Source organism: Alicyclobacillus mali NBRC 102425 (assembly GCF_001570745.1).
Lineage (GTDB): Bacteria > Bacillota > Bacilli > Alicyclobacillales > Alicyclobacillaceae > Alicyclobacillus > Alicyclobacillus mali.
In genome coordinates, this window is record NZ_BCSG01000021.1 from 1 (window position 1) to 13,014 (window position 13,014).

General features: G+C 62.7%; 13 protein-coding genes. 11 read left to right on the plus strand and 2 right to left on the minus strand.

The window, feature by feature from the left end; all coding sequences use genetic code 11:
• The 6 genes from AMA01_RS14060 to AMA01_RS08585 all read left to right on the plus strand — a co-directional run.
• Positions 1-311, plus strand: a 311-nt coding sequence (locus tag AMA01_RS14060) for a hypothetical protein (RefSeq protein ID WP_231862888.1), incomplete at its 5' end; no start/stop codon positions are given.
• Between the two features lie 329 nt (positions 312-640).
• The gene (metG, locus tag AMA01_RS08565; RefSeq protein ID WP_067850009.1) at positions 641-2,599 is read left to right on the plus strand and encodes a methionine--tRNA ligase; all 1,959 of its coding nucleotides are present in this window, start codon (positions 641-643) and stop codon (positions 2,597-2,599) included.
• Entirely contained in the window at positions 2,596-3,375 is a 780-nt protein-coding gene (locus tag AMA01_RS08570; protein ID WP_067850011.1) for a TatD family hydrolase, read from the plus strand. The genes metG and AMA01_RS08570 overlap by 4 nt, the downstream gene beginning before the upstream one ends.
• Positions 3,372-3,947, plus strand: a complete 576-nt coding sequence (gene rnmV / locus AMA01_RS08575; protein ID WP_067850013.1) for a ribonuclease M5 — start codon at positions 3,372-3,374, stop codon at positions 3,945-3,947. Before AMA01_RS08570 ends, rnmV begins: the two co-directional genes overlap by 4 nt.
• Positions 3,944-4,798 (plus strand): 16S rRNA (adenine(1518)-N(6)/adenine(1519)-N(6))-dimethyltransferase RsmA, encoded by an 855-nt coding sequence (rsmA, locus tag AMA01_RS08580; RefSeq protein ID WP_067850015.1) that lies wholly within the window; start codon positions 3,944-3,946, stop codon positions 4,796-4,798. The genes rnmV and rsmA overlap by 4 nt, the downstream gene beginning before the upstream one ends.
• A 147-nt stretch (positions 4,799-4,945) precedes the next feature.
• Complete coding sequence (locus AMA01_RS08585) at positions 4,946-6,094, plus strand: AAA family ATPase (RefSeq protein WP_067850017.1); 1,149 nt, start codon at positions 4,946-4,948, stop codon at positions 6,092-6,094.
• A gap of 149 nt (positions 6,095-6,243) precedes the next feature.
• Here AMA01_RS08585 and AMA01_RS08590 read toward each other — a convergent pair whose 3' ends face one another.
• On the minus strand, positions 6,244-7,197 hold the full coding sequence (locus AMA01_RS08590; RefSeq protein WP_067850019.1) for a R2-like ligand-binding oxidase: 954 nt from the start codon (positions 7,195-7,197) through the stop codon (positions 6,244-6,246).
• Positions 7,198-7,308: 111 nt separating this feature from the next.
• On the minus strand, positions 7,309-8,100 hold the full coding sequence (locus AMA01_RS08595; RefSeq protein ID WP_067850021.1) for an esterase/lipase family protein: 792 nt from the start codon (positions 8,098-8,100) through the stop codon (positions 7,309-7,311).
• A 207-nt stretch (positions 8,101-8,307) separates the two neighbouring features.
• Here AMA01_RS08595 and AMA01_RS08600 point away from each other — a divergent pair, with 207 nt between their 5' ends.
• The 5 genes from AMA01_RS08600 to AMA01_RS08620 all read left to right on the plus strand — a co-directional run bounded on the left by AMA01_RS08600 (position 8,308) and on the right by AMA01_RS08620 (position 12,979).
• Complete coding sequence (locus tag AMA01_RS08600; RefSeq protein ID WP_067850054.1) at positions 8,308-9,486, plus strand: DUF6114 domain-containing protein; 1,179 nt, start codon at positions 8,308-8,310, stop codon at positions 9,484-9,486.
• A 53-nt stretch (positions 9,487-9,539) separates the two neighbouring features.
• Positions 9,540-10,127 (plus strand): DUF6230 family protein, encoded by a 588-nt coding sequence (locus AMA01_RS08605; protein WP_067850023.1) that lies wholly within the window; start codon positions 9,540-9,542, stop codon positions 10,125-10,127.
• A 60-nt stretch (positions 10,128-10,187) separates the two neighbouring features.
• Positions 10,188-10,721, plus strand: a complete 534-nt coding sequence (locus tag AMA01_RS08610) for a hypothetical protein (RefSeq protein WP_067850025.1) — start codon at positions 10,188-10,190, stop codon at positions 10,719-10,721.
• 26 nt (positions 10,722-10,747) lie between these two features.
• Positions 10,748-11,137: a hypothetical protein gene (locus AMA01_RS08615; RefSeq protein WP_231862889.1), complete on the plus strand. Its 390-nt coding sequence runs from the start codon at positions 10,748-10,750 to the stop codon at positions 11,135-11,137.
• Between the two features lie 321 nt (positions 11,138-11,458).
• Positions 11,459-12,979 (plus strand): LuxR C-terminal-related transcriptional regulator, encoded by a 1,521-nt coding sequence (locus tag AMA01_RS08620; RefSeq protein ID WP_067850029.1) that lies wholly within the window; start codon positions 11,459-11,461, stop codon positions 12,977-12,979.
• Positions 12,980-13,014 lie beyond the last annotated feature (35 nt).

Consider the following 13,014-nt stretch of genomic DNA (forward strand, 5'->3'; position numbering starts at 1 on the left):
AAAGGGCTCAAAATTTTTTCTGTATGTCTCGTAGAAATATCCGCACGGCCAACCAGCGAGACAGCCTGCGTCATGCACGCCGCTTCGTCGCTATCACGCCATGCAAATACTTCTATACTCTTACTATAATGGATGCGCGGAGTTTTGCAAGACCTTACAGTTCTGATCCTGGCTGTTCCACGATTCCGATTTCTAAAAAACCGCGAGATGATGCGGTTTTTGGCGAACAAAAAATTTTTTTGTGCGCGTTGTTCCACATTTGCGTTTTGCGGCGCCGTCGCGTAAGATCAAACATCATGCTCGTTCCGTGACAAGTGCATCGGGCGCGGTGAAGGAAGGGTACCCAGTGGCGCGGTTTCCAGCGAGCCGGGAGGGTGGGAGCCGGCAACAGAGCGGCTGGGGAGTATGATTCTGGAGCGCCGCTCGTCGAGCCTGGGCAAACGTCCGGTGAGGCGAGCGCGGGAGTTCCCGTTATCGAACAGGCTGAGCCGCATCGTGCTCGGCCGCAACGAGGCGCGTTCTTTTCGCGCGAAGTTGGGTGGTACCACGAGCAATCCTCGTCCCAATGCGGGACGGGGTTTTTTTATGAGCCGCGCGGCGCAGCGGCGTCCGCGCGCCAACACGCTTGGGAAAGGCGGGGATGTGCGTGAAACCGACCTTCTACGTCACAACGCCCATCTATTATCCGAACGACAAGCTTCACATCGGCCACGCGTACACCACCGTGGCCGCCGACGCCATCGCGCGTTACAAGCGCCTGCGGGGCTACGACGTGTTCTTCCTCACCGGCACCGACGAGCACGGCCTCAAGATCCAGCAGCGCGCGGAGCAGGCGGGGCTCGAGCCGAAGGCGTTTCTGGATCCCATCATCGCCTGGATTCAGGACCTGTGGAAGAAACTCGACATCTCCTACGACGACTTCATTCGAACCACGGAGGCGCGCCACGAGCGCGTGGTCGAGCAGATCTTCGAGCGCCTGCTTCAGCAGGGCGACATCTACCTCTCGGAGTATCAGGGGTGGTACTGCACGCCCTGCGAGTCGTACTGGGCGGAGCGGGAGCTCGTGGACGGCAAGTGTCCGCAGTGCGGGCGCGAGGTCCAGTTCGTCCGCGAGGAATCGTATTTCTTCCGCATGAGCAAATACGTGGATCGCCTGCTGCAATACTACGAGGAGAACCCCGGCTTCATCGAGCCGGTATCGCGCAAGACGGAGATGATCAAGAACTTCATCGAGCCCGGGCTGCAGGACCTCTGCGTCTCGCGAACCTCGTTCGATTGGGGCGTGCACGTGCCCTCCAATCCGAAGCACGTGGTGTACGTGTGGCTCGACGCGCTCGTCAACTACATCTCGGCCATCGGCTATCTCTCGGACGACGCGGATGAGCGCGCGAAGTTCGAGCGCTACTGGCCTGCGGACGTCCACGTCGTCGGCAAGGACATCGTCCGCTTCCACGCGGTGTACTGGCCCATCATCCTCATGGCCCTTGGCCTGCCCCTGCCGAAGAAGGTGTTCGGCCACGGATTCTTCCTCGTCAAGGGCGGCAAGATGTCGAAGTCGAAGGGGAACGTGATCGACCCGCTCTCGCTGGTGGACCGGTACGGCCGAGACGCGTTCCGCTACTTCCTGCTGCGCGAAATCCCGTTCGGGCAGGACGGGACGTTCACGCCCGAGGGCATGGTCGAGCGGCTGAATTACGATCTCGCCAACGACTTCGGCAATCTGGTTCACCGCACCGCGGCCATGCTGAACCGGTTCAACGACGGCGTGGTGCCCGCGCCGGGATCGCTCACGGACGTCGATCGCGCCCTTCGCGATCTCGCCGCCGAGGTCAAGGCGAAGGTCGAGGAGAACATGGACCAGCTCCAGTTCTCGGTGGCGCTCGCGGAGCTTTGGAACCTCGTGCGCGCGGCCAACAAGTACATCGACGACTGCCAGCCCTGGAAGCTGAACAAAGAGGGCGAACGGGAGCGGCTCGCGACAGTGTTGTACCATATGGTCGAGGCCATTCGCGTCTCCGCCATCCTCGTGCAGCCCTTCATGACGGATGCGCCGAAGGCCATCCGCGAGCAGTTCGGCTGGGGAGACGAGGCGTTTGCGTGGGACAGCGCCGAAATGGGCGCCGGCCCGAGCGGGCAAAGGGTGGCCGAACGGGAGCCGCTGTTCCCGAGACTCGATGTGGAAAAGGAGATTGAGATCTTGACGGAGATGACAGGTTCGGCCCAGCAGGCCAGCGCGGACTCGAAGCCCGAGGCGAATAGCACCGTGGTGCACAAGGACGAGATCACCATCGACCTCTTCGACAAAGTGGAGCTGCGCGTCGGCCAGGTGCTCGCCTGCGAGAAGCACCCGAACGCCGACAAACTGCTCGTGCTCCAGGTCGATCTCGGCGGTGAAACGCGCCAAATCGTATCCGGCATTGCGAAGTACTACAAGCCCGAGGAGCTCGTGGGCAAAAAGGTGGTCGTCGTGGCCAACCTGAAGCCCGTCAAGCTGCGCGGTCAGGACTCGCTCGGCATGATCCTCTGCGCGTCCGAGGGGGATACGCTCTCCATTGTGACGGTGCCGGACACCATGCCGAACGGAGCGATTGTGAAGTGAGGCTGTTTGACACCCACTGCCACCTGATGGACGGCCGCTTCGCGGACGATCTCGGCGACGTGCTGGCGCGCGCCCGCGAGGCGGGCGTGGAGCGCATCGTGGTGCCGGCGGTCGATCTCGCCACCTGCCGCGAGGTCATCCGCATCGCGGAAGCGCACGACGGCGTGTACGCGGCCGTCGGCATCCACCCCGAGTCGGCGGGCGACGTGCCGGAAGGCGCGTACGACGAGATCGAGCGGATGGCGCAGCATCCGAAGGTGGTGGCCATCGGCGAGATAGGCCTCGACTATTACTGGGACTCCGCGCCGCGCCCCGTGCAGCAGGAGGTCATGGAGAAGCAAATTGAGCTGGCCAAGCGCGTGGGGCTGCCCATCATCGTGCACAACCGCGAGTCGACCGAGGACGTGTTGGCACTGTTGGCTCGCACCCGGCCTGGGGACGCGGCGGGCGGCGTGATGCACTGCTTCAACGAGCGCGAGGAAGTCATGCGCCGGGCCGTCCAGCTCGGCATGTACATCTCGTTCGCCGGCCCCGTCACCTACAAAAAATCGGACGATCTCCGGGCGGTGGCGGCCATCGTGCCGGAGGACAGGCTGCTCATTGAGACCGACAGCCCGTATCTTTCGCCGCACCCGTTTCGCGGCAAGCGCAACGAGCCTGCGCGCGTGGCGCTCGTCGCCGAGGCGCTCGCCGCGAGCCGCGGTGTGCCGGTGGACGAGATCGCCGAACTCACGTGGCGGAACGCGCATCGCCTGTTCGGGAAGGTGGAAGCATGACCGATTCGCGCCCGAAGCTGCGCGAGGTCGTGGTGGTGGAGGGGCTGCACGACAAACAGCGGGTGGATGAGGCGGTCGACGCCGAGGTGCTCATTCTGGGCGGCGATCGCGTCAGCCGCCGCACGGTGGATCTGCTCCGGCGCGCGGTCGAGGTGCGCGGCGCCATTGTGCTGACGGACCCGGACGGCGCGGGGGAGCGCATCCGGCGCCGACTGGACCAGCTGGTGCCGGGCCTCCTGCACGCCCATGTTCGCAGAGCGAGCGCCGCGTCGAGTCGCGGCATCGGGATTGAGCACGCGAGCGCCGAGGACGTTCGCCGGGCGCTCATCGAGGCGCGCGGTCGCGAGACGCTCTCGGCTGAGCAAAGTTTCGGTGAGACGCCCGAATTCACCTTGGACGATCTCGCCCGCCACCGGCTCGTCCATCATCCGGACGCGGCCAGCCGGCGCGAGAGGCTCGGCGAGTGGCTCGGTATCGGTTACGGCAACGCGAAGGCGTTTTTGCACAAGCTGAACGCGTACGGCGTCACGCGCGAAGCGTTTGAGGAGGCCGTCAGGAGGTTGGATGGATGACCGCAGTGTCCGCGCGCGAGGTGAAGGAACTGCTGCGCCGGCATGGCGTGATCGCGAAGAAGGGCTACGGGCAAAATTTTCTCGTGGATGCGCGCGTGCTGGACGGCATTGTGCGCGCGGTGGAACCGGATGCGCGCACCGTGGCGCTCGAGGTGGGGCCGGGACTCGGCGCGCTGACGGCGGCGCTCGCCGAACGGGCGAAGCGCGTGGTGGCGGTTGAAAAGGACGAGAGCCTGCGTCCGGTGCTGGACGAGGTGCTCGCTCCGCACGAAAACGCCGAAGTGGTGTACGCAGATTGCCTGAAGGTGGACCTCCGGGCGCTCGTTGCGCCGCGGCTCGATGAAGGGGATCGGCTGGTCTTCGCGGCGAATCTGCCGTATTACGTGACCACGCCCATCCTGTTTCAGGTGCTCGAATCGGGGCTGCCGGTGTCGCGCGCCGTGGTGATGGTGCAGAGGGAAGTGGCGGACCGCATGGTGGCCAGGCCTGGCGGCAAGGACTACGGCGTGTTATCGGTCGGCGTGCAGTATCGCGGCGAGGTGCGGCGGCTGTTCAATGTCCCGCCAAGCGCCTTTCTGCCCCAGCCGGGGGTGGACTCGGCTGTCGTCGCGATCGACTGCGACAAACGCCCCGCGGTGCGCGCGGCGGACGAGGGGGCGCTGTTTCGCGTCGTCCGGGCGGCGTTCGGGACGCGGCGCAAGACGCTGGAGAACGCCTTGGCTGCGGGGCTTGGCATGCCGAAGGACAGCGTGCGCCAGAAGGTGATCGCGGCCGGGATCGACCCTGGAGCGCGCGCCGAGCAGCTGTCGCTCGCGGACTTCGTGCGGCTCGCAGACGAAATGGGAAAGTAGAGGGGAAGCGTTCGCGGGCGCTTCACGGCAGAGGCTCGGCCGAGATGGCGTGGACACGGGCGGCCGCGATGCGCGGTATGTGTGGCTGCCATCGGTTGATATACTAACAACATACACAACAAACGGCGTTACGAATGGTGGGTGGATATGCGCGTCAATCCCTTTAATCCCTACTTTCCGGCCCACGATGCGCTCTTTGCGAATCGCAAGCTCGAACAAGCCATGTTTGCCAGAGCGTTGAGAGCGAGCACCCAGTCAAGTTTGCCGGGTGCGTGGAATGTGGCCGTCGTCGGCCCATGGGGAATCGGGAAAACGAGTCTCCTCCGCCGCTTTGCTTGGATGGCGAGTCAGCACGAACCTCCGGTTGGGGTGGTCACGCTGACAGCCACGACTGCGCTCGGCTCTTTTGATGGCTTTGTCCACTCGCTTCTCGCTAGGCTGAAGCAGGATCTGTTGTCCAACATTCGCCTGGGAGAGCGCTTTCTCGAAGAGTTTGCTCGCTGGGAGCCTCATCTGCGCTTGGGCCCGGTCTCCGTGGCGAGGCGCGCTTCGGAAAAAGCAGACCTGGTGCATGTGGATGTTTTGTACAGCGAGTTGAGCCGCCTCTGGCAGCACTACGTGCGCGATCGACTTGCGGCTATTTTCATTTTCATCGACGACGCCAACAATCTCTTGGCCATCGACCCCAAATTTCTCCTCAGCCTCCGCGCCGTATTTCAGGATTTGCAGGGCAAGGACATGGTATATCCGCTGGTCATCACAGGCCAGGAGGACATGTTTGAGGCCACTCGCGACGTATCGGAGCCCGTCACGCGATTCTTTGAGCGCCTACCCATTCGCCCCTTCAGCCTGGATGACACGAGAGAAGCCATTGTCGAGCCCCTTCAGGCTGTCGGCCATCCGCTTCGAGTGGGGGAAGACGCGATACGTGAAATCTACGACCAAACGCTTGGCCACCCTTATTTCGTGGCTTTCGTGATGCGCGAACTCGTCGATCGCGCCGAGCTCCTGGAGATTCGAACGATCGACGAGGAGTTCGTGCGCGGCCAGTGGGCGGCGGTCTACGAGCGCTTGGGCATGGAGAAATTTGAAGCGGAGTGGAACTATGCGACCGATGCGGAGCGCGAACTTCTCGCACTTGTCGCAGATGAGAGGCCGCTCTCCACGTACGGGCGAAGCGCGTCGACTTTGGCCGCGCGCCTCGTGCAAAAGGGGTTGTTGATCAAAGAGGGACGCGGCAAATATCGCCTCTACCACCCCCTCTTCGCCGCGTACGTGAAGCGCCGGCTGACCTGACGTCTGATGGGACTGCGATCCTGATCACAAGAAGAGCTGAACGGCAAACGTTCAGCTCCGACTTGGGGATGGAGAGCCAGAGGCCGTGAGAGGCCGGCCGTATCAGGGGGGTGAGGGCCGCGCCAGGCGGCGCCGACGCGGCCTGCGTGTCACTGCTCCACGCCGACGGTCTCCTCGGTGTAGTAATAGATTTCATCCACGGACTTGCCGCGAGCGCGTTGCAGGACGCCAAGGCGAGTGGCAAACTGTTTCTGCGCGTAGGCGACAAATTCGTCTGGGTTCAGTCCGAAGGGTACATCGGTGATGCCAAGTTCTTCGGCGAGTTTCTGGGCTTCCTCCGTGTCGAGTTCGGCGTTCAGATCCTGGACCACCCCGATGGCGTGCGGCAAAAGCAGGTTGATGCGCCGATTGACGACGTCCCAGATGTGACCGTTCTCGCTGATGAGCCGCGACAGCAGGTACGTGCCGTAGCCGATGTGCCGGGACTCGTCGCGCTGCAGCAGGCGGATGGCCTGGATAAGTCCGGGCAGCTTGTTTTCCTTTTGCAGGGCCGTGTAGAACGCGTAGTAGCCGGTCTCCGCGAGCACGCCTTCCACCACCATGTTGTAGGTCACGGACGCTTCCGCCTGGGCCTCTGGGGACGGATCGTGCACCAAGCGTCCCATCGCCTGCGGCAGGTACTCGTAGAAGATCTTGCGGTAATGGTCCCTGTGAAAGACGGACAAATCAGACGTTTCGCCGGCCACTTCGTCGAGGAAGCGCCGAAACGTCTCCGTGTGTTTGGCCTCTTCGAAGAGGAAGGTCGTGAGGTACATCTCCTCCTCCAAGCGTCCCTCGCGCGCCACCGCCATGATGAGCGGCAAAAGGTCGAGTGTAACCGCTTCCTCGCCAGCGACAAACAACGAGCATAGGCGGAGAATGACGCGCCGTTCGGCCTCGTTCATCCCTTGCCAGTCTTCCTTGTCCTTCGTGAAGTCAATGTCTCGCGGATCCCATGTCCCGAGCTTCTTCGCCTTGTGATACAGCCGCATGGGCAGAACGCTGTGGTTCAAGCGCTTTTCGCTGGTTGTCTGAAAAACGCGCGGTGTTTCCGTCAATGCCATGGGTGTCGCCTCCAGTGCTCACGTTCTACAATTCACCATACTGGCGACGCTTGAGGCTGGCCATCCCTCGGTTTGCGGGGAAAGAGCGCCTGCATCCCCTAAACCCCGGGGTCATGGCAGCACGGAAGCGCACAAGTCCAACACGGCCGGGTCCGACACAAGGCGGAGGTGGTTGTAGCCAGGGAGATCTGCGAGATGGTGGCCCTCGCCGCACTTGGCGAGATCGGCCGGGACCAGGCCGTCCGAGTCACGTCGCAAAAGTGCGTGGTACAACGTGCCGATGAACAATTCGCCGCCGACGCCCCAGCTCACGCCGCGCTGAATGGCGCGAACCGTGTACAACGGGATGTGCGAAGGCCACGGGTGGCGATTCACCAATTCCCGCACGCGGCGCGGCGTGAGGCTCCCGAACGCACGACCCGCGCCGACGATGTAGCCGAACCACAGGAAGTCGCGGGCCATGGGCGCACCGAGGTGGGGCGTGCCAAGGGTGACCGCGGCCGCGACGTCTTCGGGGTGCTGACTGACGTAGCGCCGCAGGACCAGGCCGCCCATGCTGTGCGCGATCACGTCAAATGGCTTCGTCAATCCCCGCATTTCTTGGAACAGCGCCAGCTTTTGCTCCAGGTACGTGCACTGGCGCTCGACGGTGTCGCATCCTGCACCATGATGAGGGTCACCCGCCAGGTGCACGCGCCCCTCTGGATAATCCACGCTCCACAGCCGCTCGCTGCGATTCAGGTGCACCACATAGACGCGATCCGTTCCCCATCGATCCACGGCTCGGCGCAAGAAGGACTCCGTCCAGCGGTGCGCATTGCGGAGGCCGTGCACGAGCACGAGCGGATGTGCCTTGGCGGCCATAGGCTTGACAGATTCAGAAGATTGGAGCGATAGTGTCACTGAGAATCCCTCCTCTCTACACCATTGTCAGGATGTGTCGAATCGGGGCAACCCCTCGTTTTTCGGAGTCAATTACCCATGCCGATGGGATGGGGTGCGGCGACGCGGAGACGTAGGATAAGGTCAAACCCGTCGACCCGCGCAACGCGTGGTGTCGAACGAGGGCCCCCGGTTCTCGGGATGGAATCCATCGGGGGGTTGAGACAAGTGGCGACTGCGAAGATGCAGGAAGGCGACGGTGCCCGTCATTCGCAGATCGGAGCCGAGGCGGGAGATGTGCAGGCGAAACCGCACGTGTTTCAGTACGCCATCACGCCGACACGTTGGCCCACAGCGGACCCGCAACTTCTCTCCGAGTGGCGTGAAAACGTATTCGCGCAGCTCGGCAGTCATCCGGGAGAGGTGGAGGCTGGATCGGCGTCGCATCCACCGCTGCGAGAAGCTCGGGGGAACGCAGAGAAGCCGTCTGCGATGACTGACGCGGAGGCGGGCGGCGGGCGGGATGGCGAGGCGCAGCGACCTGCGGATGCGGCGGATGAACCTGCTCCGGTCGCGGGCGACGGCCCATCCGACGCTGGAACGGCGGCGCGGCGGGCGCGGCGCAGGCGGCATGAGGCGGTGGATCTGGCGGTGCTCGTCGCAGCGGAATCGGCCGCGCCGGAGGGGCCGACCGAGCCAAGCAGTGCTCCGGAGTTGGCAGGCGAGGCGGCGGGTGTGGGGGCGGTAAGCGCTTCCTCAGACGAAGTGCCGGCAGGCGTGTTGACGCCCAGCCAAATTGTACGGGGCGATCCGCTCCGGCTGCCTGACGACGTCGAGGGACGGCGGCGCGGGAAAGTTCGCTCGCACGAGCGGGGAGGAGGAGTGATGGCGGTGGATCCAGAGACGGTGTCCGTTTCACCTACGCCCCAGCCTTCGGGCAAGCGGCCGCAGGGCGTCGTCGTCGACGTGGAAGCCACGGAGTCGGTGCCGCCGGCGCCTGCGAGCAAAGGGTTCAAGAGGTGGAGGCGCACGCGGCCCTTCTGGGCAGGGTTGTTGTCCATGCTGGGGGGCGCAGCGGTAGCGGCCGGGCCGGTCAGCCTGTTGCACATTGTGGCGTTCACCCAGTCGAGTGTGCCCCTTGGCGCCGCGGTCGGCATCCTCATTTTCATCATGGGACTGTTGGAGTGGATATTTCCTTTTTACGCCATTCTCACAGGCGTCATCACCGTGGTCCTGGCGTTGGTCTCGCTCATCTCCTCGTCGTTCGGCGGTCTCTTTATTGGCATGCTGCTAAGTCTTGTGGGTGGTGCAATGGCGGTGGCGTGGCGTCCAGCACAGCCGAAGAACAAGAAATCGAAGAAAACCAAGGCGCCGAATCTTCCCAATACGCCTTCCGCCTCTGCATAAACCCCGCGTTCGAGGCGAACCGGGGTAAGCGATTTCAAAGAGGAGGGGTTCTTATGTATCCTGAGATGGCGTTGCCCATGGAGGGGCGCACGAATTGGAAGGTATTCGCCGGTGTCATGGCAGGGGGCGTGGCCGGTATTGGCGCGCTGACCGGCATGCTGATGAACGGGGTGGTGTCCGCGGCGGTGAATCTCCCGGTGCCCTTCACCGTACAAGCGTCGAGCATCAATGGCACGGGCTTCAATTTGGCGCCCGGTCAAGTGCCGAACCAGCAGCAGGGCGCGGCGCAAATCCAGATGAACGGCTCTCTGCAGAACATGACCATCTCGAAAACAGTGAATACGCCGCTAGGTACGTTCCAGATCAACATCAGCGCTGGCTCGGGCAGCACGCCGGTCCAGGCGACGGGCATGACGGTCTACGCCTCGAGCTTGGGCGGTGACACGAGCTTCCCAAGCGGACTGACGATGGATGCTTCGTCAGGTGCGCTGTCCGGCAGCCAGTTGCAGATGAACAACGCTACGCTTCAGGTGCCGTATCTCAGCACGCAGAGCATTACGCTGCCCGGCATGTCGCTCTCCATCCAGCCGGTGTCGGGTTCGTCGAGCAGTTCCTCCAGCTCGTCGTCGTCCGGCAACTGATGAGATATGGGCGCAGCGAGCTGACGCCCGCTGCGCTCCATCCTGGTGGGAGGGGTTGGCATGCAGTGGATACATCGTTGGGCGCGTGGACCGGCCCTTCGTTCCAGGAGGTTGACGCGCACGCTGGGGCTGTCGGCCGTGGCCGCTGCGTCGGCGTTGACGCTGATGCCTGCTCCTGTTCCGCGCGCCGGCACCATTATTCCGGGTCGTGTGCCCTTCACGCTCCGGGCGTCCGAAATCATCGCGCAGAATGCGGTCATCAGCATTTTGGGCGAGTCGATGTCGTTCTCTTCGGCCTCCATTCAGGGCATGACCATCACGTATTCGTCCGGAGGACATACGTACACCATTGCGGTGAACGGGACGTCCTCAGCCGGGCCGACGGTGATCAAGACCTCGCTTTTCAGCACATTGAAGGACGACATCGGCTCACTGTTTCACGTCCAATCTCCGAGCGTGGCGGTGGTGCTCGCGGATGCATTGATTCAGAAGCCCATTTCGACGCTGGTCCTGACGAACGTGAATCTGACCATTGATACGTCGATGTCGGCCCAGTCTATCCAGATGCCCTCCATGCAAATGAGCGTGAATTGATTGGCGTCTGTCGGGAGATTCCGGTGGTGAGGGGTGATGGTGTGAACTCGCAGGCGCCTTTCGTTTTGACCGCTGACCGGATCGTCGCCGAGCACGCGCGCATGAACGTGCTCGCCAATTTGCTCACCTTCAAGGCGGCCGTGATCGAGGGCATGAACATTGCGCGCAGCGCGGACGGGGTGACTTTGTCCATCCGGTCTGGGGGCCGCGTGTCCGTCGGGGAGACAAAGATCCAGGCGACGGTGCTTCGCAACCTTGCAAGCATCGGAAGCTTTCGAAGCAAGCGAGATGTGATTGTGCTTTTGGCAGGCGGAGCGATTCCGAAGCTTGAGTTGTCGCGCGTGGAACTGATGATTGACGGGTATTTGATGACCTCCTACGCGGAAATTCCGGCCATGCGACTGGAAGTCGTCTGACGGTTCCCTTTACGACCGTTGCCCATCGCGCGAGTGCTTCTGCTGACGTCACCGCACGAGAAGCAGCCGGGGCAACGGCGGAACCGGGAGCTGAAATCCTCCTCAGCCTCTTTTCAGCATCCTAATTCTTGTTTCCCCGTGCGAATTCCCCTATAATGACGGTCATACACCACTGTGTTCGGAGGTATGCGATCGCCCCTAGACACATACATCAGGAGGCATGAACAGGACGAAGGGCGACGTATGATCCTAAATCGACGCGCGGATCGAAAATCGAAGCGCAGAACTCGTGGCGCTTGCCAACCCAAAGGGGGATGCACGATGAGTCGACCGTCGCCGCTTCCATCGCCCAGTGAGCCACTGCCCAAGAAGGTGGTTCAGTCCGTCCTGCAGACGCTTCAGGTGCAGGAGGCCGAGTGCCGCATGAATTGGAGCCTCCGCATGGCGAGGCTTGAAATTCCGGAGGTCACGCAGCCGGTTCTCACACACCTTTTTCAGTTTCTTCTGAGAAACATTGAAAGCGCTCTCAATGACGAGGAGGCACTGGTGCGGGCATTTCAGGCGGAGGTCATGCGTGCACAGCCAAGTGTGATGGCTTCCGATGTGCTCGTCGTCGTGGGTTTCTTGGAAGAACTCCTCATCTCCATGGGCTGGAGGCTCGCGGAGCCGCCGCACATCGAGCCGTTTGTGCGCTTTGCGCATCGACTGTGCTTCGATCTCGCCCGTGAAGCACTGTCGGAGGGCTATTTTCCCGCGAAGCTCGCCGCGCGCACCCAATATATGTGCGATGCTCCCTTGGTGAACTGGCTGAATGTGCTCAGCGCCGAGTGCGACTGGAAGTGGTTCGCGCTGGTCCGGACGCGGCCTCAGGTGAATGTCGAGGAGTCGGCGGTGTACGTGCCAGAAACCCGCATGTGGGCAGCCGAAGCGCCGCATCCCGAGCGCACGGAGCAGGTCCGCAAGGCGCTGTCGGACGGATCGCCTTTTGTCGCCGCGGTTGGGGACAGTCTTTATGCGGTGGCCCAGGCGCGGCACGATCCATTGACCATCCGCCGGTTCCGCCAGACGGCGCAGTGGATCCAGAATGCGCTTCAACTCTCCATCTATGTCCGGGGCGGGCACGGGAGTGGCCGCGCGGAAATGCTTGAAGTGCTCCTGGAGTTCGACGATCTCCTCGCCACCGCGGCCGATATGAACGAGCTCCTTACGGCGGTCGTGGAACACGTGTGCCGGAGGGGCGGATTCAAGCGGAGCGCGCTGTTCTTGTACAACCCCATCACGCAGACGGTCGAGGGCGTCCATGGATACAACGTGAATGTTGAAGAAATTATGCGGATCCGTCAGACGGATCGCGACATTCCGTCGCTGACGCAGTTCGTGCAGATTGCCAAGCCCGTGTTCCTGAAGGACGTCGGCAACATCCTGCCACAGTCCTATGTGAACAAGTTCCACCTGTCCTCGCTCCTCGTCTGTCCTGTCATCGATCAGCGGCGCTTACTCGGCATTATGCTGCTCGATCACGGCGGGAGGCCGTTCGCCCCGGACAACGCGACGATTCGCATGGTCGAGGCGATGCTCGCGCGAGCCGGGCGCATGATTGTCACGCAGATGTTCCGTCAGGCGGGGGCGGCGCCCATCACGCCGCTCACCACGCTGACGAAGCGGGAACGCGAAATCTTGCAGCTCATTGCCGACGGCGTGGACACGAAGGAAATTGGGCGCGCGCTGCACATCAGCGACTACACAGTCACGGAGCACGTCAGCTCTATTTTGCGAAAATTGGGGGCGAAGAACCGCACGGAGGCCGTCGCGAAAGCCATGCGCGAGCGGATCATCCACTAAGAGCCCTGTTTTCCCAAAGTGGGGCTGTCAACAAG